Genomic DNA, 22,383 nt, shown 5'->3' on the forward strand with positions numbered 1-22,383 from the left:
GCCCTCACCGCGTCGCGGGCAGGTTGGCGGCCAGGAAATCCACGAAGGCCCGCACCCGGCGGGGGACGCGGGCACCGCCGACATGGAGCGCCTGGATCGGCTCGGTCTCGCCGTTGTCATGGGCTTCGAGCAGGGTGACGAGGCGGCCCGCTTCGAGATCTTCGCGCACCAGGAATGCGCCGAGCCGGGCGATGCCGAGCCCGGCCACGCAGAGAGCGCGCAGGGTCTCGCCATTGTTCGCCTCCACATTGCCGGAGACCGCGACCACGCGGCGGGCCCCCTCCACCCGGAACGGCCAGCCGCGGGCGGCGCGGGCGAAGTTGAGCTCCAGGCAATTGTGCCCGGCCAGATCCTCGGGCGCCTGCGGCGTGCCGTGCCGGGCGAGATAGGCGGGCGCGGCGACCACGAGGCGGCGATTGTCGAGGAGCTTGCGGGCCATCAGCCCGCTATCGGGCAGATGCCCGACCCGGATCGCCACGTCGGTGCGCGCGTCGACGAGGTCGCTCACCCGATCGGAGAGGGTGAGGTCGACCCGGATGCCGGGATGGGCCGCCAGGAAGGCCGGCAGCAGCGGCACGATGCAACGCTGCCCGAACGGCAGGGTGGCATCGACCCGCACGCGGCCCCGCAGGGCGCCGCCCTCCGTCGCCTCGCGCTCCGCCTCGTCGAGATCGGCCAGGATGCGCGTGGCCGCCCGGTGATAGGCCGCGCCCTCCGGCGTCAGGGAGAGCCGCCTTGTCGTGCGCACCACGAGCCGCACCCCGAGCCGCGCCTCCAGCCGGTCGAGGATGCGGCTGACCCCGGAGGGCGAGAGCTTGAGGGCCCGCGCCGCCCCCGAGAGGGAGCCGCAATCCACGATGCGGGCCAGCACCTCCATCTCCCGGGCACGGTCCGCCTGCTCCCGGCTCATCTGTGCGCTCCGCTCAAAGATGCTTGGACGGTTCGAGCGCTACCGGGCCGCGGGCCCCGCGTCCATCTCCGGCCCATCGCGGCGCGCCCAGGCCGCTGCCCCTAAGCGGAGTGCAGAGATGGACCTTCAGCTCACAGGCAAGATTGCCCTCGTCACCGGCTCCACCGCCGGCATCGGCCTCGCGATCGCCCGGAGGCTCGCGGAGGAAGGGGCGGCGGTCGCGATCACCGGGCGCACACCGGACAAGCTCGCGGCGGCGGCCGACAAGATCGGCGGGAAAGTCCGGACCATCGCGGCCGATCCCGCCACGGCGGAGGGCGCGGAGACCCTGGTCGCGGCCTTGCCGGCGGTCGACATCCTCGTGAACAATCTCGGAATCTACGAGAGCAAGGCCTTCGAAGAGATCAGCGACGCCGATTGGCGGCGCTTCTTCGAGGTCAACGTGCTCTCCGGCGCGCGGCTCGCCCGGGCCTATTTCCCCGGCATGCTCGCCCGCGGCTGGGGCCGGATCGTCTTCGTGGCGAGCGAATCCGCCCTGCTCGTCCCCCCGGACATGATCCATTACGGCATGACCAAGACGGCCCAGCTCGCCATCGCCCGCGGCCTCGCGGCCCGGACCCGGGGCAGCCGGGTCACCGTGAATTCCGTGCTGCCCGGGACCACCCGCTCCGAGGGAATCGAGGACTTCCTGCGCAGCGTCGCCTCGGATCCGGAGGCGCCCCCGGCGGCGATCGAGCAGGAATTCTTCGCCAAGGAGCGCCCGACCTCCCTGATCCAGCGCATGATCGAGCCGGAGGAGGTGGCGAGCCTCGTCGCCTACCTCGCCAGCCCCCTGGCCGCGGCCACCAACGGCGCGGCCCTGCGCGTCGATGGCGGCATCACCCCGACGATCGTGTGAGCGCCCTCAGACCGAGGCCCGGCTCAGGCGCCCATCGGCGAAGCCGAGGGCGTCGGCCAGGGTGTTGCGGGCGCGGCTGACCCGGCTCTTCACCGTGCCGACCTGGCAGCCGATCAGGTCGGCGGCATCCTCGTAGGTCATGCCGTGGGCGCCCACCAGCAGCAGCGCCTCCCGCTGGGAGGCGGGCAGCTTGGCGAGGTTGGTCCAGACGTTCTGCAATTCGACCCGGTCGACCTGATCGGGCAGCGCGATCAGCCCCGAGGCGGCGATGCCGTCCGCATCCTCCACCTCGCGGCGGTGCTTGCGGATCTCGCTGTAGAAGTGGTTGCGCAGGATCGTGAACAGCCAGGCCAGGAAGTTCGTGCCCGGCTGGAATTTCTCCCGGTTCGCCCAGGCCTTCAGCATGGTCTCCTGCACGAGGTCGTCGGCCTTGGCGGCGCTCACGGCCAGCGACAGGGCGAAGCCGCGCAGGGCGGGCAGCGCGGCGATCAGCTCCTTGCCGAAGCCGGAGCGGGCATCGGCGTCGAGGGCGTCGAGGACCGCGCCGAGCCGGGCGACGAGCTCGGCGAGGCGCTGGCTCTCGGTGTCGGAGACGGCGGTGTAGAGGTCGCGCAGCTGAGCCCCGAGGTGATCGCGGGCCGCCTGGGGCAGCCGTCCGCGACGCGGGGCGCCCGGCCCGCTTGCGGGCGATGCGGTCTCTGCTATTTCACCCCGAGGTTGTGTCCGTTTGCGGCCGTCCATCGCTCGTGCTGTCCTCCCGCGAATCAGGTATTCCGCGTGCCGGGATTATCCGGAAACTTGGTGCGGGATTATCTGGCAGTCAGCAGGTGAACGGAGTCTGACTGGAATTATTTCAGTTCAACAAAAAGGCCGCCCTCCGGGAGGAGAGCGGCCCTGGCCCGGGCGGTCACGCCCGGCGGTTGCAGGCGAGGATCAGGCGGCCTCGCCGTAGAGCTTCTCGACGTATTCCCAGTTCACCAGGTTCTCGAGGAAGGCCTTGAGGTAGTCGGGCCGGCGGTTGCGGTAGTCGATGTAGTAGGAGTGCTCCCACACGTCGACGCCGAGGATCGGCTTGGCACCGTGCACCAGCGGGTTCTCGCCGTTCGGGGTCTTCTGGATGAGGAGCTTGCCGTCCTTGACCGCGAGCCAGGCCCAGCCCGAGCCGAACTGGCCGATGCCGGCCTGGATGAAGTCCGCCTTGAACTTCTCGAAGCCGCCGAGATCCTCGTCGATCTTCTTGGCGAGGGCGGCCGGCGGGGTGCCGCCGCCATTGGGCTTCATCCAGTTCCAGAAATGGAGGTGGTTGAAGTGCTGGCCGGCATTGTTGAACAGGGCCTGGTTGGTCCCGTAGGAGGCCTTCACGATCTCCTCGACGCTCTTGCCTTGGAGATCGGTGCCCTCGAGCAGCTTGTTGCCCGTGTCGACATAGGCCTTGTGGTGCTTGTCGTGGTGAAACTCGAGGGTTTCCTTGGACATGTACGGCCCCAGCGCATCGTAGGCGTAGGGCAGCTCGGGGAGGGTGAAGGTCATGCGTCTCTCCGGGTCGTTCGGGCCCCGCGGCAGGGTCGTCCTGCACCGCTTCCCTCCGGCGGTCCCGCCGGATTCGCGTGCATGCCGCCGGGGCGGCCCGCGGTTACGTAAGTCGCTGGGTGCGCCGCGGCAACGCCGCACCTTCGCCCGAAATGGCCGTCAGGGCGCGCCGTCCACCGCTGATGAGGCGGAAAACATCGTCGTGCGGTTTTGAAAAACCGCACCAACGCCTTATCGTGCCGCTCCGAAGTGACGGCCGTTTGCCCGAGAGTACCATGATCATCGCGCTGTTCGCGCTCAGCCTCGTCATGATCATCGGCGGTGCCGCCGCCGTGATCCAGGGTTTCCCCTATGTGAGGCTGGAGAGCGGGCTCGCCATGGTGGTGGGGGGCTCCACCGCGGCCTCCGCCGGAGTGATCCTGCTCGGCCTGGCGGTGCTGGCCCTGCGCCTGGGGCGGATCGAGCGCCTGCTCGCCGGCGGCGCGGCGCCCCGCGCGTCCGCCCCCGCCCTGCCTCCGCTGCCGCATCCCTCCGAGAGCGTGACGCTGGCGCCGCCGAGCCTTCCGGCCGAGCGCCCGGCCCTGGCCGGCGCGGCAGGGCTCGCCGGCCTCACCGTGGGTGCGGCCGGCCTGGGCGTGGGTCTTGGCGCGGGCCTGCGCGGGCCGGAGCCGGTCTTCGACGATCCGCCCCTGCCCGGCAATGACCCGGCGCCCGAGGACGCCGCCGCGCGGGCGGAGGAGCCGCTGCTGCCCGACCTGCTGCCGCCCGAGGCGGAGGCCGCGGCCCCGGAGCCCCTGCATGCGGCCTCGGACGAGGCGGCGGAGCCCGAATTCCTGCCGGAGGGCGAAGAGCGGCCGGAGGACGAGGACCTCTTCGCCGCCGAGCTGCGCCCGGCCCTCGACGCGCCCCCGCCGGCCTCCGAGCCCGCCCCGGAGCCGGCCGTGGCCGAGGACGCTCCGGCGGCGCCCGAGACGCCGGAAGCGCCCGAAGCCGCCGCGCCGCGGGCGGAGGAGCGCCAGGTCGTCGGCACCTATTCCTCCGGCGGCAACACCTATGTGATGTTCTCGGACGGCAAGATCGAGGCCGAGACCCCGCGCGGCCGTTTCACCTTCGATTCCCTCGAAGAGCTGAAGACCTTCGTCGATTCCGGCGGCGAGGCGAACGCCCGCGGCGCCGCGTGAGGCGGGGACCGCCTCCCTTTCTCTTAAGCGGCTGACCGATCTCCGCGACGGTCTTTCCTGCCCTCTCTCCGACAGTCCGCGGAGAGGGGCGGGACGCGGCCGAAGGAGTCCCCTTCCCCTCAGAGCGTCGCCGGGATCGGCGCCCAGCCGCCCGCCCCGTCGGGGGCGAATTGCGGGATATGGGCGAGGCTGTGCACCAGGGCGGCGTCGGGGCCGAGCACCGGCTCCCAGTCATGGGCCTCGGTCAGCACCACGCCGATGCCGACGACCTCCGCCCCCGCCTGGCGGGCGAGCGCCACGGAGCCCTTGAGGCTGCCGCCGCTGGCGATCACGTCGTCCACCACCACCGTGCGCTTGCCCGCGAGCAGGGGCACCGCCCGCGGGTCGAGGAGCAGGCGCTGCTCGCCATGGGAGGTGATCGAGCGGATCGGCTGGGTCAGGGCGTTGGCGAGATGGAGCTTGGGCGATTTCTGCAGCACGACGTAGTCGTTCAGGCCGAGCGCCCGGCTCACCTCGATGGCGACGGGGATGCCGAGGGTCGCCGCCCCCACCACCACCTCCGGTTCGAGGGGCGCCAGCTTCTCGGCGAGCTTCTGCCCGATATGGGCGCCGAAGCGCACGCCGAGATCGATGATCATCATCAGCGAGATCGCGAAATCCGGCTTGATCGCCACGATCGGCAGGTCGAGCGGATAGCCGGCGACGTCGACGGGCCAGGCATGGCCGGTGAAGGGGGGCTCGGCGGAGGTCATGGCTGGGCGGGTTTCCGGGGCAGGCGGTCTTCGACGAGGAGCCCGACGCCGCGCCAGCTCGTGCGCTTCGCCCGGGTATCGTAGCCGGAGACGGTGAGGGAGACGGAGATGGCGTGCGCCATGCGCACCGCCTGCACCAGCAGCGGCACGCCGCGGGCCAGGGCGAAGCGCAGGCGCAGGTGGAAGGGCGCGGCGTCGATGTCGAGGCCGCGGGCGCGCTGCGCATCGGCGATCTGCTCGAATTCCCGGCGCAGCATCGGCACGATGCCGAACATCAGCGAGAGCACCAGCGTCGCCGTCGGCGGCAACCGGGCCGCGCTCGCCGCGGCCATGATCGCGCCGGGGGTGCTGGTCTCGACCACGAAGAAGAAGGCGCCCGTCGTGGCCACCAGCCGCGCCGCCATGCGCAGCGCCGTGAGCGCCGCCTCGGGCAACGGCATCCCCTGCAGCGACAGGTTCAGGAGCCAGGAGGCCACCACCAGCACGACGAGGATCGCCGCGCCCTTCAGGTAGCCGCGCAGCCCCGGCAGCCGCAGCAGGCTCAGGACGAGGACGACGAGGGCGGCGATGGCCGCGGTCATCCAGGCCTGCGGCGCGAGCCAGGCCGCGAGCATCACCGCGAAGGCCCCGGCGAGCTTCACGAAGAAGTTCAGGCGCAAAAGCGTGCTCATGCGGCGCGCTCCAGATCCGCATAGGGCCGCGGCCAGCCGAGGCGGGCGAAGGCCGGCGCCGCCCAGGCCTCCGCCGTCGGGCCGTCGAAGCCGATCCGGCCCTCCTCCAGGATCATGACCCGGTCGGCCACGTCGTCGACGAGTTCGAGGTCGTGCGAGATCAGGATCGCGGCCCGCCCCTGCGCCCGGCCCACGGCCAGGAAGCGCTCCAGCATGGCCCGGCCGAGGGCATCGCGGGCGAGCAGGGGCTCGTCGAGGATGGCGACGGGACTCTCCGCCGCGTCCAGGCAGGCGAGGCCGAGCAGCGCCTGCTCCCTGGCCGAGAGCGCGAAGGGATTGGCCTCCGCCTTCCTGGCGAGGCCGTAGGTGTCGAGGGCGGCGCGCGCCCGCGCCACCACCGCGGGCTCCTTGAGGCGGCGCGTCTCCGCGCAGACCGCGAAGGCCGCCTCGTCGATCACACTGAGGTTGAACAGCACCCGGCGCATGTTCTGCGGCATGTAGCCGATGCGCCGGGCCCGCCTGGCCGGCGTCCAGTCGCGGGCCTCCTCCCCGGCGATCAGGATCCGCCCCGCCGCCGCACGGGCGAGGCCGAGCACGGTCTGGAACAGGGTGGTCTTGCCGGCACCGTTGCGGCCGACGAGGCCCAGCACCTCGCCGCGGCGAAGGCCGAAGCTGACCGCGTCGAGCACCGGCGCCCCGGTGCCGCGGCGCAGGACCGAGCGCAGGTCGAAGACGTCGAGCAGGCTCTCCCCCGGCGCGCCCTGCGCCCGGCAGGGCCGCCGGCGGGAAGGGGGCAGGATGCCGGCCTCGTGCCAGGACCCCGGGCGGGCCATCGCCTCCGCCCGGGGCAGGGCGGCGCCGAGGCGGCCCTCCGTCAGGAAGGCGATGCGGTCCATGGCCGGGGCCAGGGCGGCGGCGTCCTGGTCGGCGGCGAGGAGCGCCGGGGCCTCGGGCGCGGCCCGCAGGGCGGTCAGGATGCCGAGCAGCCGGACGCGGGCGGCCGGGTCGAGGCCAGTGGTCGGCTCGTCGAGGGCGAGGAGCCGCGGCCGCCCGGCCAGCGCCGCCGCCAGCGCCACCATGCGCCGCTCGCCCCCGGACAGGTCGAGCACCATTCGACCCGAGAGCGGCCAGAGGGCGAAGAGATCCATCAGTTCGGCGATGCGGCGGCGCAGGGCCGCCCGCTCCATCCGCCGGTTCTCGAGGGGAAAGGCGATCAGGTCCTCGACGCTCAGGTTCCAGAGCTGGTCGTCGAGATTCTGGAAGACCGGGCTCACGGTGCGGAACAGGTCGGCGGCCCCCAGGCCGGAGAGCGGCGCGCCGTGCAGGCGCACCTCCCCCTGCCACAACCGGGGCTTCACCAGCCGCGGGATCACCCCGGCCGCGGCGGCGAGCAGCACGGATTTTCCCGAGGCGCCTGCCCCGCAGACGAGGGCGGCCTCTCCCTCCCCGAGGGCGAGGCCGATCCGATCGAGCGCCGGCCGGCTCGCCCCGAAGCCGACCGTCAGGTCCTGGATGTCGAGCAACGCCACGTACCTTGAATGTCCGAACCCTGGCCGTCCTCCGGTCCGCCGCGGTCAGAACCGGGTGAAGCCGCCGGGATGGGCGCTCTCCAGCACCTTCGTGGCGGGCAGAACCAGGAGCGGCGTGCCCACCAGCATCGGCACCACGTCGGACAGGCCGAGATAGGTGACCGCCCACCAGAACGGGAAGATGCCGAGATAGGCGAGGCTCGCCGAGACGGCGACGACCATGACGAGGCCCACGGCGAGGCAGGTGGCGGCGAGCTTGGCGAGCCAGACCTTGTCCGTCGTCTGCTTGCCGGGATCGAACAGGAAGCCGGGCACGAAGCCCGTCAGGCCCACCATGATGCCGTCGACGATCAGCGAATGGGCGGGGATGAAGGTGCCGGCCAGCAGCGACCAGACGATGGTGCCGAGATAGCCGGCGATGAAGCCGCTGCGCGCGCCCAGCAGCACGCCGATCAGCGGCGGCAGGAAGGCGAAGATGCGCCACTGGATGACGCCCGGCACCAGCTGGATCGGGTTGGCATAGGCCCAGAGCACGCCGGTGGCGGCGGCGCCGGCCAGCGACAGGACGAGGGGGAACAGGACATTGCCCTCGGGAGGGCTGGCGGCCGACGATTGCATGGCGATCACTCCGGATGATGGTCATCCATCCGCAGGAAAGATCCGCAAGCCATGTGCCAGCTTGACCGTCGCGGCGGATCATGGACCTTGGCCCGTCCCCTGCCTCTTCTCCCGGCATCTCCGCTCAAGACGGAACCGAATCGCGCATGAAGCACCTGCAATGGCTCGGCCTGCTGCCGTTTCTCGGCATGCTCGGCGGCCCCTTCGTGTTCAACCGGGTCGAGCCTTTGGTGCTCGGCATGCCGTTCCTGCTCGCCTGGCTCGTCGGCTGCACGGTGGCGACCGCGGCGATCATGGGGGTGATCTACCTCACCGATCCGGCCAACCGCCCGGGCTCCGACCGATGAACGCGGCGCTTCCGATCATCGGGCTGGCCGTCCTCGTGGCCCTCGGCCTCGGCCTGCTGGCCCGGGCCGGCCGCGACATGGACATGGAGCAGTGGAGCGTGGGCGGCCGCGGCTTCGGCACGGCTCTGGTCTTCCTGCTGATGGCGGGGGAGATCTACACCACCTTCGCCTTCCTCGGCGGCTCGGGCTGGGCCTACGGCAAGGGCGGCCCGACCTACTACATCCTCTGCTATCTCAGCCTGATCTACGTGATCTCCTACTGGCTGCTGCCGCCGATCTGGCGCTACGCCAAGGCGCGCAACCTGTTCTCGCAGCCGGATTTCTTCGCCGCGAAATACGACAGCCCGGGCCTCGGCGTGCTGGTGGCCCTGGTCGGGATCGTCTCCCTCGTCCCCTACATGGTGCTGCAGTTGAAGGGCCTCGGCATCATCGTGTCCACCGCCTCCTACGGCGCGATCCCGCCGACCGTGGCGATCTGGATCGGGGCGGCGGTCGTCACCGTCTACGTGACGGTCTCCGGCGTGCGCGGCTCCGCCTGGACGGCGGTGCTCAAGGACATGATGATCCTCGGCGTGGTCGTCTTCCTGGGGATCTACCTGCCGTATCACTACTATGGCGGCATCGGGGAGATGTTCCGGGCGATCGACCAGGCCAAGCCCGGCTTCCTCGCCCTTCCGGAGCGGGGCCAGAGCGCCTCCTGGTTCGCCTCGACGACGCTGCTCACGGCCCTCGGGGGCTGGATGTTCCCGCACACCTTCGCCTCGCTCTACACGGCGCGGGAGCCGGGGGTGTTCCGCCGCAACGCGGTGCTGCTGCCGCTCTACCAGCTGATGCTGCTGTTCGTGTTCTTCGCAGGCTTCTCCGCGGTGCTGCAGGTGCCGGGGCTGAAGGGGCCGGATGTCGACCTGTCGCTGTTCAAGATCGCCCTGGAGACTTTCCCGCCGTGGTTCGTCGGGGTGATCGGGGCGACCGGCGTGTTCACGGCCCTGGTGCCGGGCTCGATGATCCTGATCGCGGGGGCGACGCTCACGGCCAACACCCTGCTGCGCCCGCTCCTGCGCGGGCGGGCGGATGCCTCCACGGGCACCCTGGCGCGGCTCACGGCGCCGGTGCTGGCGCTGGTCTGCGTCGCCTTCACCCTGCACGGGGGCGAGACGATCGTGCAGCTGCTGCTGATGGGCTACAGCTTCGTCACCCAGCTCTTCCCGGCCCTGTTCGCGAGCCTGCTGCCCCGCAACCCGCTGACCAAGGCGGGGGCCATGGCGGGCATCCTCGCGGGCGTCGGCACCGTGGCGGTGACGAGCTCGGGCGGCTGGACCATGGCGAGCCTGTTCCCGGGGCTGCCGGGGGCGATCCAGGACGTCAATATCGGCGCCGTGGCGCTGATCCTGAACGTCGCCGTCGCCCTGCTCGTCAGCCTCGCGACGCGGCGCGCCGGGGCGGCCGCCTGAGCCGAACCGGCTAGGCGCGGCTGGCGCGGGACCGGGCCAGCACGCGCACCGCCGAGACCGGCAGGAGCAGCGTCTTCACCACGGCGGTGACGGCAAGGACGGCGATGACAGGAAGGACTGCGACGCAGAGGCCAACGACGGGCATGGGCTGCTCCTGATCGGCGAGGCGGACCGAGAAGCCGGGCCGCCTTGTTGGTAACCATAGCGCCACGCAATCGCGGCGAGACAAAGGTCGCGGGACGGCTCCACTGGAATTTCGAGCCGGCTTGTCACGGTTTTCCGTCCCGGGCGCGGCATCGCGCTCACGGGACCACGCGCCCGGCGCGGGGATGGGCGGCCTCGAAGGCGCTCATCAGGCGGGCGGCGTCGACCTTGGTGTAGAGCTGCGTGGTCGAGAGCGAGGCGTGGCCCATCAGCTCCTGGATCGCCCGCAGCTCCCCCTGGCGGGCGAGCAGATGCGTGGCGAAGGAGTGGCGCAGGGCGTGCGGCGTCGCGCTGTCGGGCAGGCCGAGCGCCCCGCGCAGGCTGGCGACGGCGTATTGCACCACCCGCGGCGAGAGCGGGCCGCCCTTGGCGCCCACGAAGAGCGCGTCCTCCTCGTTGAGAGGGTAGGGGCAGGCGGCGAGGTAATCGGCGACCGCCTGCGCCACCGCGGGCAGCACCGGCACGGCGCGCACCTTGCCGCCCTTGCCGGTCACCCGCACCTCGTCGATCCCCGGCAGGGGCGCGTCCTTGCGGGTGAGGCCGAGGGCCTCGGAGATGCGCAGGCCGGAGCCGTAGAGCAGCGCGATCACCGCGGCGTCCCGGGCGAGCACCCAGGGTTCCTTGGCCTCGCCGGCCCTCGTCTCGGCCCGGGTCATGGCCAGGGCCGCCGGCACCGGCAGGGGGCGCGGCAGGCGCCGCTCGACCTTGGGCGAGCGCACCGCGCCGAGGGCCGCGACGCCGCCATGCCCCTCCCGCTCCAGGTAGCGGGCGAAGGAGCGCAGGCCCGCGAGCATCCGCATCAGCGAGCGCCCGCCGATGCCCTCCGCCCGCCGCGCCGCCATGAAGGCGCGCAAGTCCCGCGGCGTCAGGGCGGTGATGAGGGCGAGGGTCGGGGTGCCGCGGCGCTGGTCGAGATGGACGAGGAACTGGCGCAGGTCGCGGGCATAGGCCTCGACCGTGTTGCCCGCCATGCGCCGCTCGCGGACGAGGGCGTCCCGCCAGCCGAGGAAGGCGGCCTGCAGGCCGGCATCGCCCGGGGGCAAGAGGCCGGCGGCGTCGGGTCCGTGGGGATTCGGGGCGAGCATCGCGCCCCCAGAGACGCCCCGTAAGGTTGACGTACCGTTAAGGATGACGGGGCCTTTCCGTCGCGCCCCATTCGCGCCAGATGGGCGGGGCGCCCCGGCCCGGCCGGCGCGCCGCGAACCGACTTCGAGGAACCTCCATGTCCAAGCCCGTCCACTCGATGATCCGCGTCCTCGACGAGCAGCGCTCGCGCGACTTCTACGCCCGCGCCTTCGGCCTCGCGGTGGCGGACCGGATCGACTTCCCGGATTTCACGCTGATCTACCTGCGCGACCCGTCCTCGCCCTTCGAGCTGGAGCTGACGGTGAACAAGGGCCGCAGCGAGCCCTACAATCTCGGCGACGGCTACGGGCATTTCGCCGTCACCGTGGAGGATGTCGAGGCCGAGCATGCCCGCTTCGAACGCGAGGGCCTGCCCGCCACCCCCGTGAAGGCGCTGAAGCACGGCGACACGCCGCTCGCGAAGTTCTTCTTCACCACCGATCCGGACGGCTACAAGATCGAGGTCATCCAGCGCGGCGGCCGGTTCGTCTGAGCGCGGCCCACTCCCCAAAAAGCCGCCTCAGCGGATCTCCGCCCCCGTGGGCGCGATCACCGCGAACAAATCGCCCAGGGCCGCGAGGCTCGCGGCCTGGAGGGCGGCGGCGGGGACGATGCTGCCGTCCGGCCCCGGCAGGGCGCGGGTGGCGGTGGCGGCGGCGACCACGGTGGGGCGGAAGCCCAGGTTGAAGGCGCTGCGGGCGGTGGAGTTGACGCACATATGCGTCATGAAGCCCGCCAGGATCACGTCCTTCACTCCGGCCGCCTCCAGCTTCTGCTGCAGGTCGGTGCCGACGAAGGAGCTCGGATAGTTCTTGGTGACGACCGGCTCGCCAGGAATCGGGGCGACCTCGTCGCTGATCTGGCCGATGGCCGCGCTCACGTCGTAGGGCGAGCCGGGGCCGGCATCGTGGCGCACGTGGAAGACCGGGATGCCCGCCTGCCGCGCCCGGCCGAGCAGGGTCTGGGCCTCCCGCACCGCCGCCTCGACGCCTTCGAGCGTCATCAGCCCCTGGCGATAGGTGTTCTGCAGGTCGATCAGCACCAGGGCGGAGCCCTTCAGCCCCGCCGGCTCCGACACGAGCCCGGACACCTCGCGCAGCGTCTTCAGATCGGCCATGGGCGTTTTTCTCCGTGGTGATGGCGCGGCCAGCACAGCCCCCCGGCCCGGCCGCCGTCAATCGAACTTTCGGCCGGGTCGGAGCGCCGCCCCGCCCGGCGCGGGCGCCCTACTCGCCCGTCTCCAGGGCGGCGAAGCCGGCGAGCGCCGTCTCGCAGAAGGCCGGGGCCTCCGGCTTCGGCAGGCTCGTTTCGAAGGCGATGGCGTCGTTGAGAGCGAGCACGTAGCGCTCCTGGGTCAGGGCCACCCCGACCGCCCGCTGCATCGCCTCGCGCCGGCTCCGCAGCAGGGCGTCGACCCGCTCCGGAGCGACGCCGCAGAGGATCGCCCGGCCGACGACGCGGCCCTGCCGCGCCCCGGCCTCCTGCGGGATCACCAGGGGCTTTCTCGCCGCCTGCTGGGCTGCCTCCTGGGCCGATACCGGGTGAGCGAGGGCGAGGAGCGCGAGGCCGGCGCCCGCGAGCACGGCCCGCATCAGGCGAAATCCGCGATGTCGTCGGCGATCTCGTCCGGCGCGGTGACGGCGGCGAAGCCCGCCTGCCAGGCCTCGTGCTCCGGGCTGCCCGGCGGATGCGGGTTGCGCGAGCGCGGCTCCCGCGCCTCCGCGGCGGCCTTGCCCGCGCGATAGGCCTCGCTCTGCTGCGGATCCTCGGCCATGCGTCCCTCCCGTCCTGACCGGGTTCCTAAAACGACGGGAACCCGATGCCTGTCACGCGAAATCCGGTCCGTGTCCGGCTCAACGGCGATCGGTTTCGGAGGGCTCCCTCGCGGGGATACGACGACGTTCACGTGTCACGCGTCTTTCCTCTCCCCTTGGGAGAGGCGGCCGCGAAGCGGACGGAGAAGGCGGTCCCGAGATGTCCCGTCTCAGCCCGGCTTGGCCCTCCACTGCGCTCACGCGCGGTCCCCCTCGCCCAGGGGGCGAGGAAGGGCGGGGGCGGATCGGGGCGAAAGCCGCGATCCGCCCCAGGCCGGCTATTGCGGCGCGGGGGTCGGTTCGGCCGGTTGGGTGTCGGGCGCCTTCGGTGCCTCGCCCGTCTCCGTCACCTTGGCGAGTTCCGGATAGGGCTCGACCACATGGGCCCCGGCCATCGGCTTGCTCTGGCCGTTATGGCAGGTGGCGCAGTTGATCTTCGGGGCGTCCCCGGTCGGGCCGAGGCGGTTGGCCGGGAAGGTCGCGGTCAGCGGCGTGATGTAGTCGCCGTTGAGGTCGCGCACCATCCGGATGCCGTGCCAGGCGAGCGTCCGCTGCGGGGTCGATTGCGACCAGTTCGAGATCGCCCGGGTGTTGTGGCAGTAGGTGCAGTTCACCCCCAGCGATTCCGACATGTGGATCATCAGGCCGTAGGTCTTCTCCGCGTCCTGGATCGGCTTGCCCTTGCTCTCGGGCAGGGCCGTGGTGGCGTTGACGCGGATCAGGTTCTGGTCGGTGTCCTTCTTGGCCAGGAAGGTCTCGAGGGTGTTGTAGGGCAGCGAGGACAGGCCGACGGAGGGGGAGGCCAGGTTCTGGCCGTTGTTGCGGGGCTTGAAGCCGGTCTTGTAGGTCGGCCCCGGATTGTCGAACCAGACATGCTGCGGCACCGGCTGGCCGCGATGGCAGGTGTAGCAGGTCACGCCGGCCTCGCCGACATGCTTCTCCTTCCAGGCGGTGTTGATGTGCTGCACCATCTGCAGCATCCGCCGGGCGACCTTCTTCTGGTAGAGGCTGTCGTCGGCCATGTTCTCGGTGTTGTGGCAATAGGTGCAGCCCTGCTCGGGGCTGACCCATTCCGTCATCGAGGTCATCAGCCGGTTGAACTCCTCCACGCTGACGTCCTGGAGCACCTTCACGTTCTGGTAGACGGCGCCGGCCTTGTCGGTGCCGGCCTCGACCGGATCGGCCGGGGTCGGCGGCAGGTTGGCGGCCTTGATCTCTTCGGCCTCCCGGCGGGTCTGGATCTGGTCCATGCCGGTGCCGCGGAAGCCGTGCTGCTGGGCGAGGATGGGCGGTTTCGTCCAGCCGGCGGTGCCGAACTGGGCGATGGTCAGGAACAGCGCGACCACGCCGGCGGCGACAACGAGCAGCGTCCTCATGGCGTGCCTCCGGCCGGATTGAGCGGGTCGGTCACCGGCCCGAAGACGTGCGGATAGGCGGGGGCGACGCCGTGCTTGACCGCCCAGAGGTACCAGTTGTCGACGACCGTGCCGGTGAGCAGGATGCCGATGCCGCCGGTGAGGGTGGTGAGCACCGCGAACCACCAGGCCCAGCGGTGGATGGATTCCATGGTGGCGTTGAAGCCCATGGTCCAGCGCCAGAACAGGGCGGCCCGCTCGGTGGCCGTGCCGCGGTTGACGATCTGGTCGATCTCCCGCTCGGCCCCGTAGCGGGAGCAGGCCAGGATGGTGCCGCCATGCATCGCGAAGAGCAGCGTCGACCCGTAGAGGAAGACGATCGAGAGCATGTGGAACGGGTTGTAGAACAGGTTACCGTAGCGCAGCGAGAAGGCCGCGGTCCAATCGAGATGGGGGAAGATGCCGAAGGGCACCGCCTCCGACCACGAGCCCATCAGCAGCGGCCGGATGAAGCCGAGCACGAGGTAGAGCCAGATCGCGGAGGCGAAGGCCCAGGGCACGTGGGTGCCGAGCCCCAGGGCCCGGGCCCGGCGGTACATCCGCACCCACCAGAGCAGGATCGAGGTGGTGAGGAAGAAGCCGGCGATCAGCCACCAGCCGCCCTCGGCGAGGGGGGGCAGCACCTTGAGGCCGTATTGCGGGCGCGGCGGCTCCAGGGCGAGCCAGGGCAGTTGCCGCACGAACTGGATCGGATCCCAGTTCACGCTCGCCCACATGTTGAGGCCGATGATCTCGAAGGCGATCAGGCCGCAGGTCAGGGACAGGGCGCCGAGATAGCCGCCGTAGATCGGCCCGACCTGGCTGTTGCCGAACAGGCCGAACAGGTAGCTGTTGAAGGCCTTGCCGACACGGTTGTCCGTGGCGACGGGGATGCCGCGCTCCGGCTCGACCGGCCGGACCTGCACCTGGGTGAAGATGTTCTGGTAATAGGTCATCGGCGCGTCCTCCCTTCCGCCGGTCAGCGCCAGACCGGGAGATTGAGCCACCAGCCCCACCATTCGGGCCAGCCGCGCGTCCAGAACGGACCGCTGATCACGATGCAGACCGCGCTCCAGAAGCCCGCCGAGAGGGCCAGGAACAGGCCGAGGCGGTGGATGCCGAGGGTGCCGATCGAGTAGCCGATCGTGTCGCGGAAATAGGTGTCCTCGTGCTCGGGCGTCTTCACCACGTCGCTGTCGCGCGGCGGGTTGGTCGAGGACAGGATCAGCGAGCCGTGCAGGGCCAGGGCGAAGGTCGTCGTGAAGAAGAACGACACCGCCAGCATGTGCGCCGGATTGTAGTGGAAGTGGAGATACTGGTAGCCGGTGTTCGAGACCCAATCGAGGTGGCTCAGGATGCCGTAGGGGAAGCCGTAGCCCCAGGCGCCCATCAGGAACGGGCGGATCACCACCAGGGTCACGTAGGCGAAGATCGCCACCGAGAAGGCGAAGGGCACGTGGTAGCCGATGCCGAGCTTGCGGCAGATCTCGACCTCGCGCAGCGCCCAGGAGCCGAAGGCCCCGACCGCGCAGAAGGTGATGATCTGCCAGAGGCCGCCTTCCTTCAGCGGCGCCAGCGCCAGCCCGTATTTCAGGTCGGGGGGCGCGATGTTGATCTGCCAGATGTTCCAGGTCGGGCCGAGGGCGGCCCCGTAGACGATCAGCGCCGTGCCGAGCACGGAGAAGAAGATCGTCGTCACCCCGAAGAAGCCGACATAGAACGGCCCCAGCCAGAAATCGAACAGGTCGCCGCCGATCAGGGTGCCGCCGCGGACGCGGTATTTCCTCTCGAAGCTCAGCATCGCCATGGCGGCAGCCCTCGCGCTGGAGGTGGGGGTTCAGGTTTCCGCGGGCGGGGCCGGAGACCCGGCGGCCCGTCCGCGGGCGCGTCTCGTCGAGGCGCGACGCGGCCGCTCCGTCAGGAGGGCATCGTCGGGAGGACGAGGCTGTGCGCGGCCGCCGCCTTGGCGGCCTTGGGGCCTTCCAGCCAGTTGAACCGGTCGGTGCTGAGCAGGATGAAGTGGATCAGCAGGGCCAGGACGAACAGGAAGGTGAACAGCGCGACGAGGGTCCGCCGCGGATCGAAGAGAAGCCAGATCTTGTGCATGGTCGGGCCTCCCTCAGCCGATCATCGTCGCGAGCGCCCGGGCCGCATCGGTCACGCCGTCGAGCGAGGCGTAGCCCTGCGGGCCGGGGAGCCAGGGCCGCCACAGCCAGACCAGGATGTGGGCGACCACGGCGATCGCCGTGAAGATGATGAAGCTCGTCAGGAAGATCGCGTGGAACTCCTTGGCTTCGGCTTCCGTCAGCCCGGACAGGCTGCTCGGTCTCTCGGTGGATACTCCGCTTGCCATCGATGGAACCTCCGTTTCTCTTGGCTGCGGCCCCGAGGGACCGCTGCGGGTTCTGCCGTGGCGCCGAGGTCGCCGCGGCAATCTTCCTCCCGTGTGAGCGGACGGAAGCTTCGCGGGGTCGAACTCACCCCGTGAGCCGGCCCGGGGACCGGCCCGAAGATCACCCCAGGCTCAGCCCATGAAGGCGAAGGGGATGGCGGAGACGGCCATGGCGCGGGCCTCCGCGAAGACGGAGCGGCGCGGCGCCGGGTAGCGCGGGCCCCGCTGCGGCAGCAGGCGCTGCAACAGGGCCGCGGCCAGGAAGAACGGGTAGGTCGCGGCCAGGATGAGCCGGAACTGGAACGCCTCCGCGTGCAGGCGCGACGGCGACGGCATCGAACGTTGCATGGCCGGTCTCTCCGGGTTGCGCGCGGCGGCGGGCGCCGGGCGATGGATGCGGGACAGGGCGAGGGGGGCGCTCATGCGGCGGCTCCGGGGGCGAGTTCGGCGCGGGCGCGGGCGAGATGGGGCAGGCCGATCTCCGCCGCGCCCTCGGTGCGGGCCAGGCGCTCGGCCGCGTCGCGCAGGCGCTTGGCCGCGGAGATGCGCACCAGCACGGGGAGGGTCTCGATCAGGGCGTCGAGCCGGGCGCGGGCCTCCGCGTCCCAGGGCAGCGGGCGCTGCATCCGCGCAGGCGTGGCCTCGACCGCATCCATGTCGCGGGCGAGCGGCAGGATGTGGAAGAGCATGTCGAACAGGGCGTTGCAGACCTCCTGGACCAGGTAGGTCGCCCCCGCGTAGCCCATGAAGGGCGTGCCGGTGTGCCGCCGGACCAGGGCGCCGGGGAAGGAGGCGGGCACGTAGGCCGACCGGCCGCCGCTCTCGGCGAGGTACATGCGCTCGTTGTAGGAGCCGAACAGCACCAGCGGCGGGGTCTCGGCGATAGCCGCGCGCACCGCCGCGTTGTCGGGCTTCTGGCCGGCGCTGCGGGCGAAGCTGAACTGGCAGGGCAGGCCCAGCTCCTCCTCGAGGAAGTGGCGCAGGCCCCTCGCATAGGTCTCGGTGGCGACGACGCCGAAGCTCGCGGTGCCGAAGAAGTCCTGCGTCACCGAGCGCCAGAGATCCCAGACCGGCTTGATCGTGGTGTGCTTCTCCCGCTCGATGAAGGGCTCGGGATCGAGCCCGAGGAGCGCGCCGAGCGCGCGCAGGAACTTGGTGGTCGAGAGCACCCCGATCGGCGCCTGCAGGTAGGGCCGCTCCAGGCTCTCGCAGAGCAGCCGGCCGAATTCCCGATAGAGGCAGATATTGGCGTCCGCGTTCACCAGTTTCGGCACGTCGGCGAGGTGGCTGCCCAGGGGGAAGGTGAGGTTCACCTCCGCCCCGATGCCCTCCACCAGCCGGCGGATCTCGGCGAGGTCGCTCGCCAGGTTGAAGCAGCCATAGGCCGGGCCGATGATGTTGACCCGCGGCTTCTCCCCGGGCTTGCGCTCGGGCCGGGCGGGGATGCCCTTCTTGGCGAAACGCCTGGCGCCGTATTCCTGCCAGAGCCAGGCGATGGCCCGGTCGGCCGCCTGCCACTGGTCCTCGTCGATGGTGCGCGGCAGGAAGCGCTGGAGGTTGGTGCCCTCCGGCGTCACCCCGCCGCCGATCATCTCGGCGATGGAGCCCGTCACCACCACGCTCGGCTGGGCCGGATCGAGGGTGGCGTGCGCCCGCTTCATCGCCCCTTCCGTGCCGTGGCGGCCGAGCTCCTCCTCGGCGAGCCCGGTGACGACGATGGGCAGCTCGTGGGGCGGCAGGGCGTCGGTGTAGTGGAGCACCGAGGTCACGGGCAGGTTCTCGCAGCCGACGGGGCCGTCGATGACGACCTGCAGGCCCTTGATCGCCGTGAAGACGTAGACGGCGCCCCAGTAGCCCCCGGCCCGGTCGTGATCGAGGACGAGCATCAGGCCATCTCCCCGATCGGCGCCGTGCTGGCCGTCTTCGCCTTGGGCGCCGCCTTGGCGCGGGGGACCTCCTGCCAGATGCCGGCGGCGTGGCCGGTGCCGACGCCCTCGAAGAACTGTCGCATGGCGGAGAAGCGCGGGCCGCTGGCGAGCGCCGCGTTGACGACCTGGGCCAGCGAGCCGGCCCCGGCCGCCCCCATCAGCGGGCGGGCGGAGATCAGGTTCGTGAAATAGAGGGCGGGGATCGCCCGCTCCTTGGCCTTCTGCACCACCGGCGTGGTGCCGATGGCGAGGTCGGGCCGGAACGTGGTCAGGGCGGCGAGGTCGTCCTCCAGGGAGGCGCGGTAGCGCACCGTGACGCCGCGCTCTTCGAGCCAGACCCGGTCGGGCTCGGACCAGGGCGTCTTCGGGCAGGCGGTGCCGACATAGGGCACCTCGGCCCCGCTCTCGACCAGCAGACGGGCGACCAGCAGTTCCGAGCCCTCGTAGCCCGAGAGCGTGATGCGGCCGCGGATCGGCCGGGCGGCGAGCGCACCGCGGATCGCCGGCAGCAGCCGGTTCTGGGCGGCGGCGATCACCTCCGGCGTCACGTCGCAGGCCCGGCCGATGGCCGCGAGCCATTCGGCGGTGCCGTCATGCCCGACCGGGGCCGAGCCGATCACGGGCCGGCCCGCCGCCGCGAATTCGCGGATCGAGGCCGTGTAGAAGGGGTGGATCGCCGCCACCGCCGCCCCGTCGAGGGCGGCGTAGAGCTCGCGCCATTCCCGCGTCGGCACCACCGGCCCCGCCGCCAGGCCGAGGGGTTCGAGCAGGCCGCCGATCACCACGGGATCGGCCGGGAACATTTCGCCGAGCAGCGTCACCGTGGGCCGGTCGGCGCGCCCGCCCCGGGGTGCCGGGACGGGACCCTGCTCGGCCTCCGTCCGGGCGAATTTGAGCATGGCCCCGGCCAGCACGTCCTTGGCCTCGGCATGGGTCGGCACGCCGAAGCCCGGCACGTCGATGCCGATCACCCGCACCCCGTCGATGGCCTTGGGCAGGAGCCGGAGCGGCACGCCGGAGGCGGTCGGCACGCAGAGATTGATGACGACGACGGCGTCGCACGCCTCCGGTCTGGCGGTGGCGTACACCGCCTCGCGGATGTCCTCGAACAGCTTGCCCGTGACCAGGGTCTCGGAATTGAAGGGCACGTAGCCGACGCTGCGGCGCGCCCCGTAGAAATGCGCGGTGAAGGTGAGGCCGTAGACGCAGCAGGCGGAGCCCGACAGGATCGTGGCGGTACGGCGCATGCGCAGGCCCACCCGCAGGGAGCCGAAGGCCGGGCACATGCTCTGGGGCTGGTCGTGCGGCCCGGTCGGGTAATCGGCGGCGTAGCGCTCCAGCGTCTCCGACATCCCGGCGGATTCGGCCGCGGCGCGCATCGCGTCCTTGCCGGCATGGCAGCCGAGGCCGTCGCCGCGGGTGGCGTCGAGGTTGATCACCTCGGCGCCCGCTTCGGTGCCCGCTTGGCCCTCCGGCCGGGGCGGCGTGGGGGCCTTGTCGCGGCGGGCGCGCAGATCGGCGATGTCGAGGGTGACGGCCATGCCTCAGACCTCGTCGTAGACGACTTCGAGGGACGGCTTCTCGAGGCTGGCCGCGCCGCACATGTCGGCCAGGGTGGCCGGCTCCAGCACCACGTCGCGGCCCACCGTCTCGCCGGCGAACAGGCCGAGCAGCCCGTCCTGCGTGAGGGGCTTCGGCTGGTGCGGGGCGGCCTGCGCCACGTTCTGCGCCAGCTCCGCGAAGAGCGGCCCCCAGCGCCCGTCCGGCTTGCCGATGATCTCGTAATTCGCACTCTTGCGGCGGATGTCGTCGTCGGCGGGGATCGAGGCCAGGACCGGGATGCCCGCGGCCTCGGCGAAGGCCTGCGCCTCCCCGGTGCCGTCGTCCTTGTTGATGACGAGGCCGCCGACGCCGACATTGCCGCCGAGCTTGCGGAAATACTCCACCGCCGAGCAGACGTTGTTGGCGACGTAGAGGGATTGCAGGTCGTTGGAGCCGACGACGATGACCTTCTGGCACATGTCCCGGGCGATCGGCAGGCCGAAGCCGCCGCAGACCACGTCGCCCAGGAAGTCGAGCAGGACGTAGTCGAAGCCCCAGTCGTGGAAGCCGAGCTTCTCCAAGAGCTCGAAGCCGTGGATGATGCCCCGTCCGCCGCAGCCGCGGCCGACCTCCGGCCCGCCGAGCTCCATCGCGTAGACGCCGTCGCGCTTGAAGCAGACGTCGCCGATGGCGACCGGTTCGCCGGCGAGCTTCTTCCGGGTCGAGGTCTCGATGATGGTCGGGCAGGCCCGGCCGCCGAAGAGCAGCGAGGTGGTGTCGCTCTTCGGGTCGCAGCCGATCAGCAGCACCCGCTTGCCCTGCTGGGCCATCATGTAGCTGAGATTGGCCAGGGTGAAGGACTTGCCGATGCCGCCCTTGCCGTAGATCGCGATGATCTGCGTCTCCTTCTTCGCCGGGGCGGTGGCGACGGGGTCGGGGGCGATGGCGGCCTCGGCGCGCAGATGCGCGGCGGCTTCCAGGGCGGCCTTGTTCAGCTGCAGGTTCATGAACAGGCTCTCCAGTCGAGGATCATCTTCAGGCAGGCCGGATCGCCGAAGGCCGTGCGGTAGGCCTCCTCGGCCCTGGCCGCGGGCAGGCGGTGGGTGATCAGGCCGTCGAGGGAGAGGCGGCCGCCGGTGATGAGCGCGGTCACCGCGGCGAGGTCGCCCGGCTTGAACTCCGCCGAGACGCGGATGCGGGCCTCCCGCAGGAAGGCGGGGGGGAAGGCGAAGGCGAGGGGCGCCTCGTAGAAGCCGGCGAGCACGATCTCGCCGCCGGGCGCCAGGCGGGCGATCAGGGCGTCGAGCCCGTTCGCATCGCCGCTGGCATCGGTGATGGTGGCGTAGGCGCCCTGCGGGTCCTTCCCCGGGGCGAGGACCGGGTAGCCGAATGCCCCGTCGCGGCGGACCGGGCTCGTCTCCCAGACCACCGGCTGGCCGCCCGCGGCCCGGGTGAGGCGCGCGAGCAGCCGCCCGAGCACGCCGTGGCCGACGATGAGGGCGGGCTCGCCGGGGGTGACGCCGGACAGGGCGCGGTAGGCGGTGGCGGCGAGCGCGATCAGGCAGGCCCGCTCGCCGAGCGCCGGGGAAACGGGGACGAGGCGGGCGCCGGGCACCACCAGATGCGAGGCGGCGCCACCGAACAGGCCCCGCACCTCGCCGAAGCAGCGGGCGCCGGGCACGAACACCGTTTCCCCGGTGCGCAGCCCCGATTCGGGGCCGGCCCAGGCCACGGTGCCGACCGACTCGTAGCCGGGCACCAGGGGGTAGCCCATGCCGGGGAAGGCGGGCATCCGGCCCGACCAGAGCAGCCGCTCCGTGCCGGTGCTGATCCCGCTCCAGGCGATCGCCACCACCGCATCGGCCGCGCCGGCCTCCGTCAGCGGCAGGCGGGTCAGGGCCAGCCACTCGGGACGTTCGAGGATGACGGCGAGTGCGTCCATGGCTGGAGCCTCCGCTCTTCCCGGTCGCCGTCTTCGGCCCGATTTGCTCGGGCCGCCGGCGCCTGGCCTGTCCGGACGCTCCCTGGCGGCCGGGCGACTCCGTCAAGGGACGTTGTCGCTGAGTGTAAGTTTAGAATGACACTTCACGACGTCAA

General features: G+C 71.5%; 27 protein-coding genes. 5 read left to right on the forward strand and 22 right to left on the reverse strand.

What is annotated here, in order from left to right; all coding sequences use genetic code 11:
* Positions 1-4: 4 nt before the first annotated feature.
* The gene (locus MMB17_RS23765; protein ID WP_241100486.1) at positions 5-910 is read right to left on the reverse strand and encodes a LysR family transcriptional regulator; all 906 of its coding nucleotides are present in this window, start codon (positions 908-910) and stop codon (positions 5-7) included.
* 118 nt (positions 911-1,028) lie between these two features.
* Here MMB17_RS23765 and MMB17_RS23770 point away from each other — a divergent pair, with 118 nt between their 5' ends.
* The gene (locus tag MMB17_RS23770; RefSeq protein ID WP_241100487.1) at positions 1,029-1,808 is read left to right on the forward strand and encodes an SDR family NAD(P)-dependent oxidoreductase; all 780 of its coding nucleotides are present in this window, start codon (positions 1,029-1,031) and stop codon (positions 1,806-1,808) included.
* 6 nt (positions 1,809-1,814) lie between these two features.
* On the opposite strand, the gene MMB17_RS23775 is transcribed toward MMB17_RS23770, so the two are convergent.
* Together MMB17_RS23775 and MMB17_RS23780 are read right to left on the reverse strand one after the other, a co-directional pair.
* Positions 1,815-2,549 carry a sigma-70 family RNA polymerase sigma factor gene (locus tag MMB17_RS23775; RefSeq protein ID WP_241100488.1) on the reverse strand — a complete coding sequence of 245 codons (735 nt, stop codon included), beginning with the start codon at positions 2,547-2,549 and terminating at the stop codon, positions 1,815-1,817.
* A gap of 192 nt (positions 2,550-2,741) precedes the next feature.
* Positions 2,742-3,338 (reverse strand): superoxide dismutase, encoded by a 597-nt coding sequence (locus MMB17_RS23780; protein WP_238310134.1) that lies wholly within the window; start codon positions 3,336-3,338, stop codon positions 2,742-2,744.
* Between the two features lie 275 nt (positions 3,339-3,613).
* Between MMB17_RS23780 and MMB17_RS23785 the strand changes: the two genes are divergently transcribed.
* A complete protein-coding gene (locus tag MMB17_RS23785; protein WP_241100489.1) occupies positions 3,614-4,519 on the forward strand; it encodes a hypothetical protein in 906 nt (301 codons plus the stop codon).
* 119 nt (positions 4,520-4,638) lie between these two features.
* On the opposite strand, the gene MMB17_RS23790 is transcribed toward MMB17_RS23785, so the two are convergent.
* Genes MMB17_RS23790 through MMB17_RS23805 form a run of 4 tightly spaced genes read right to left on the reverse strand, consistent with a single transcriptional unit; the run spans position 4,639 to position 8,089 of the window.
* A complete protein-coding gene (locus MMB17_RS23790) occupies positions 4,639-5,271 on the reverse strand; it encodes a phosphoribosyltransferase family protein (protein WP_238310136.1) in 633 nt (210 codons plus the stop codon).
* Positions 5,268-5,942 (reverse strand): energy-coupling factor transporter transmembrane component T family protein, encoded by a 675-nt coding sequence (locus MMB17_RS23795; RefSeq protein WP_238310137.1) that lies wholly within the window; start codon positions 5,940-5,942, stop codon positions 5,268-5,270. The genes MMB17_RS23790 and MMB17_RS23795 overlap by 4 nt, the downstream gene beginning before the upstream one ends.
* Complete coding sequence (locus tag MMB17_RS23800) at positions 5,939-7,471, reverse strand: ABC transporter ATP-binding protein (RefSeq protein WP_241100490.1); 1,533 nt, start codon at positions 7,469-7,471, stop codon at positions 5,939-5,941. Before MMB17_RS23800 ends, MMB17_RS23795 begins: the two co-directional genes overlap by 4 nt.
* 45 nt (positions 7,472-7,516) lie before the next feature.
* Positions 7,517-8,089, reverse strand: coding sequence for an aminotriazole resistance protein (locus MMB17_RS23805; protein ID WP_241100491.1), 573 nt, complete (start codon positions 8,087-8,089; stop codon positions 7,517-7,519).
* 146 nt (positions 8,090-8,235) lie between these two features.
* On the opposite strand from MMB17_RS23805, the gene MMB17_RS23810 reads away from it, so the two are divergent.
* Together MMB17_RS23810 and MMB17_RS23815 are read left to right on the forward strand one after the other, a co-directional pair.
* On the forward strand, positions 8,236-8,436 hold the full coding sequence (locus tag MMB17_RS23810) for a DUF3311 domain-containing protein (RefSeq protein ID WP_238310140.1): 201 nt from the start codon (positions 8,236-8,238) through the stop codon (positions 8,434-8,436).
* Positions 8,433-9,887: a sodium:solute symporter family protein gene (locus MMB17_RS23815; protein WP_241100492.1), complete on the forward strand. Its 1,455-nt coding sequence runs from the start codon at positions 8,433-8,435 to the stop codon at positions 9,885-9,887. The genes MMB17_RS23810 and MMB17_RS23815 overlap by 4 nt, the downstream gene beginning before the upstream one ends.
* Positions 9,888-9,897: 10 nt before the next feature.
* Here MMB17_RS23815 and MMB17_RS25310 read toward each other — a convergent pair whose 3' ends face one another.
* Together MMB17_RS25310 and MMB17_RS23820 are read right to left on the reverse strand one after the other, a co-directional pair.
* Positions 9,898-10,032 (reverse strand): hypothetical protein, encoded by a 135-nt coding sequence (locus tag MMB17_RS25310; protein WP_276518051.1) that lies wholly within the window; start codon positions 10,030-10,032, stop codon positions 9,898-9,900.
* 157 nt (positions 10,033-10,189) lie between these two features.
* Positions 10,190-11,176, reverse strand: coding sequence for a tyrosine recombinase XerC (locus tag MMB17_RS23820; RefSeq protein WP_241100493.1), 987 nt, complete (start codon positions 11,174-11,176; stop codon positions 10,190-10,192).
* A gap of 137 nt (positions 11,177-11,313) precedes the next feature.
* Here MMB17_RS23820 and MMB17_RS23825 point away from each other — a divergent pair, with 137 nt between their 5' ends.
* Entirely contained in the window at positions 11,314-11,709 is a 396-nt protein-coding gene (locus tag MMB17_RS23825; protein WP_238310144.1) for a VOC family protein, read from the forward strand.
* A 27-nt stretch (positions 11,710-11,736) separates the two neighbouring features.
* Here the strand turns inward: MMB17_RS23825 and MMB17_RS23830 are convergent, their stop codons facing one another.
* The 13 genes from MMB17_RS23830 to bchC form a co-directional block, all read right to left on the reverse strand.
* Entirely contained in the window at positions 11,737-12,333 is a 597-nt protein-coding gene (locus MMB17_RS23830; RefSeq protein ID WP_241100494.1) for a cysteine hydrolase family protein, read from the reverse strand.
* A gap of 109 nt (positions 12,334-12,442) precedes the next feature.
* Positions 12,443-12,808, reverse strand: coding sequence for a hypothetical protein (locus tag MMB17_RS23835; RefSeq protein ID WP_241100495.1), 366 nt, complete (start codon positions 12,806-12,808; stop codon positions 12,443-12,445).
* Complete coding sequence (locus tag MMB17_RS23840) at positions 12,808-12,990, reverse strand: hypothetical protein (RefSeq protein WP_238310147.1); 183 nt, start codon at positions 12,988-12,990, stop codon at positions 12,808-12,810. The genes MMB17_RS23835 and MMB17_RS23840 overlap by 1 nt, the downstream gene beginning before the upstream one ends.
* A 318-nt stretch (positions 12,991-13,308) precedes the next feature.
* Entirely contained in the window at positions 13,309-14,406 is a 1,098-nt protein-coding gene (pufC, locus tag MMB17_RS23845) for a photosynthetic reaction center cytochrome PufC (RefSeq protein ID WP_241100496.1), read from the reverse strand.
* Positions 14,403-15,380, reverse strand: a complete 978-nt coding sequence (pufM, locus tag MMB17_RS23850; RefSeq protein ID WP_238310108.1) for a photosynthetic reaction center subunit M — start codon at positions 15,378-15,380, stop codon at positions 14,403-14,405. Before pufM ends, pufC begins: the two co-directional genes overlap by 4 nt.
* Positions 15,381-15,403: 23 nt before the next feature.
* Positions 15,404-16,231 (reverse strand): photosynthetic reaction center subunit L, encoded by an 828-nt coding sequence (gene pufL, locus MMB17_RS23855; RefSeq protein ID WP_238310107.1) that lies wholly within the window; start codon positions 16,229-16,231, stop codon positions 15,404-15,406.
* A 110-nt stretch (positions 16,232-16,341) separates the two neighbouring features.
* A complete protein-coding gene (gene pufA / locus MMB17_RS23860; RefSeq protein WP_238310106.1) occupies positions 16,342-16,530 on the reverse strand; it encodes a light-harvesting antenna LH1, alpha subunit in 189 nt (62 codons plus the stop codon).
* A gap of 13 nt (positions 16,531-16,543) precedes the next feature.
* Positions 16,544-16,777, reverse strand: coding sequence for a light-harvesting antenna LH1, beta subunit (pufB, locus tag MMB17_RS23865; RefSeq protein ID WP_238310105.1), 234 nt, complete (start codon positions 16,775-16,777; stop codon positions 16,544-16,546).
* Between the two features lie 171 nt (positions 16,778-16,948).
* A complete protein-coding gene (locus MMB17_RS23870) occupies positions 16,949-17,152 on the reverse strand; it encodes a hypothetical protein (RefSeq protein WP_238310200.1) in 204 nt (67 codons plus the stop codon).
* Positions 17,153-17,235: 83 nt separating this feature from the next.
* Positions 17,236-18,702, reverse strand: a complete 1,467-nt coding sequence (bchZ, locus tag MMB17_RS23875; RefSeq protein WP_241100497.1) for a chlorophyllide a reductase subunit Z — start codon at positions 18,700-18,702, stop codon at positions 17,236-17,238.
* Positions 18,702-20,285: a chlorophyllide a reductase subunit Y gene (gene bchY, locus MMB17_RS23880; protein WP_241100498.1), complete on the reverse strand. Its 1,584-nt coding sequence runs from the start codon at positions 20,283-20,285 to the stop codon at positions 18,702-18,704. The genes bchZ and bchY overlap by 1 nt, the downstream gene beginning before the upstream one ends.
* A gap of 3 nt (positions 20,286-20,288) precedes the next feature.
* Complete coding sequence (locus MMB17_RS23885) at positions 20,289-21,293, reverse strand: chlorophyllide a reductase iron protein subunit X (protein ID WP_238310102.1); 1,005 nt, start codon at positions 21,291-21,293, stop codon at positions 20,289-20,291.
* A complete protein-coding gene (bchC, locus tag MMB17_RS23890) occupies positions 21,290-22,228 on the reverse strand; it encodes a chlorophyll synthesis pathway protein BchC (protein WP_241100499.1) in 939 nt (312 codons plus the stop codon). Before bchC ends, MMB17_RS23885 begins: the two co-directional genes overlap by 4 nt.
* Between the last annotated feature and the right edge of the window lie 155 nt (positions 22,229-22,383).

The sequence above is a fragment of the Methylobacterium organophilum genome, from assembly GCF_022533465.1.
GTDB classification, from domain to species: Bacteria; Pseudomonadota; Alphaproteobacteria; order Rhizobiales; family Beijerinckiaceae; genus Methylobacterium; species Methylobacterium organophilum.

Coding starts and splice junctions, on each gene's coding strand:
- MMB17_RS23765 (WP_241100486.1), bottom strand. CDS start 910: ATGAGCCGGGAGCAGGCGGACCGTGCCCGGGAGATGGAGGTGCTGGCC.
- MMB17_RS23770 (WP_241100487.1), top strand. CDS start 1,029: ATGGACCTTCAGCTCACAGGCAAGATTGCCCTCGTCACCGGCTCCACC.
- MMB17_RS23775 (WP_241100488.1), bottom strand. CDS start 2,549: ATGGACGGCCGCAAACGGACACAACCTCGGGGTGAAATAGCAGAGACC.
- MMB17_RS23780 (WP_238310134.1), bottom strand. CDS start 3,338: ATGACCTTCACCCTCCCCGAGCTGCCCTACGCCTACGATGCGCTGGGG.
- MMB17_RS23785 (WP_241100489.1), top strand. CDS start 3,614: ATGATCATCGCGCTGTTCGCGCTCAGCCTCGTCATGATCATCGGCGGT.
- MMB17_RS23790 (WP_238310136.1), bottom strand. CDS start 5,271: ATGACCTCCGCCGAGCCCCCCTTCACCGGCCATGCCTGGCCCGTCGAC.
- MMB17_RS23795 (WP_238310137.1), bottom strand. CDS start 5,942: ATGAGCACGCTTTTGCGCCTGAACTTCTTCGTGAAGCTCGCCGGGGCC.
- MMB17_RS23805 (WP_241100491.1), bottom strand. CDS start 8,089: ATGCAATCGTCGGCCGCCAGCCCTCCCGAGGGCAATGTCCTGTTCCCC.
- MMB17_RS23810 (WP_238310140.1), top strand. CDS start 8,236: ATGAAGCACCTGCAATGGCTCGGCCTGCTGCCGTTTCTCGGCATGCTC.
- MMB17_RS23815 (WP_241100492.1), top strand. CDS start 8,433: ATGAACGCGGCGCTTCCGATCATCGGGCTGGCCGTCCTCGTGGCCCTC.
- MMB17_RS25310 (WP_276518051.1), bottom strand. CDS start 10,032: ATGCCCGTCGTTGGCCTCTGCGTCGCAGTCCTTCCTGTCATCGCCGTC.
- MMB17_RS23820 (WP_241100493.1), bottom strand. CDS start 11,176: ATGCTCGCCCCGAATCCCCACGGACCCGACGCCGCCGGCCTCTTGCCC.
- MMB17_RS23825 (WP_238310144.1), top strand. CDS start 11,314: ATGTCCAAGCCCGTCCACTCGATGATCCGCGTCCTCGACGAGCAGCGC.
- MMB17_RS23830 (WP_241100494.1), bottom strand. CDS start 12,333: ATGGCCGATCTGAAGACGCTGCGCGAGGTGTCCGGGCTCGTGTCGGAG.
- MMB17_RS23835 (WP_241100495.1), bottom strand. CDS start 12,808: ATGCGGGCCGTGCTCGCGGGCGCCGGCCTCGCGCTCCTCGCCCTCGCT.
- MMB17_RS23840 (WP_238310147.1), bottom strand. CDS start 12,990: ATGGCCGAGGATCCGCAGCAGAGCGAGGCCTATCGCGCGGGCAAGGCC.
- pufC (WP_241100496.1), bottom strand. CDS start 14,406: ATGAGGACGCTGCTCGTTGTCGCCGCCGGCGTGGTCGCGCTGTTCCTG.
- pufM (WP_238310108.1), bottom strand. CDS start 15,380: ATGACCTATTACCAGAACATCTTCACCCAGGTGCAGGTCCGGCCGGTC.
- pufL (WP_238310107.1), bottom strand. CDS start 16,231: ATGGCGATGCTGAGCTTCGAGAGGAAATACCGCGTCCGCGGCGGCACC.
- pufA (WP_238310106.1), bottom strand. CDS start 16,530: ATGCACAAGATCTGGCTTCTCTTCGATCCGCGGCGGACCCTCGTCGCG.
- pufB (WP_238310105.1), bottom strand. CDS start 16,777: ATGGCAAGCGGAGTATCCACCGAGAGACCGAGCAGCCTGTCCGGGCTG.
- MMB17_RS23870 (WP_238310200.1), bottom strand. CDS start 17,152: ATGCCGTCGCCGTCGCGCCTGCACGCGGAGGCGTTCCAGTTCCGGCTC.
- bchZ (WP_241100497.1), bottom strand. CDS start 18,702: ATGCTCGTCCTCGATCACGACCGGGCCGGGGGCTACTGGGGCGCCGTC.
- bchY (WP_241100498.1), bottom strand. CDS start 20,285: ATGGCCGTCACCCTCGACATCGCCGATCTGCGCGCCCGCCGCGACAAG.
- MMB17_RS23885 (WP_238310102.1), bottom strand. CDS start 21,293: ATGAACCTGCAGCTGAACAAGGCCGCCCTGGAAGCCGCCGCGCATCTG.
- bchC (WP_241100499.1), bottom strand. CDS start 22,228: ATGGACGCACTCGCCGTCATCCTCGAACGTCCCGAGTGGCTGGCCCTG.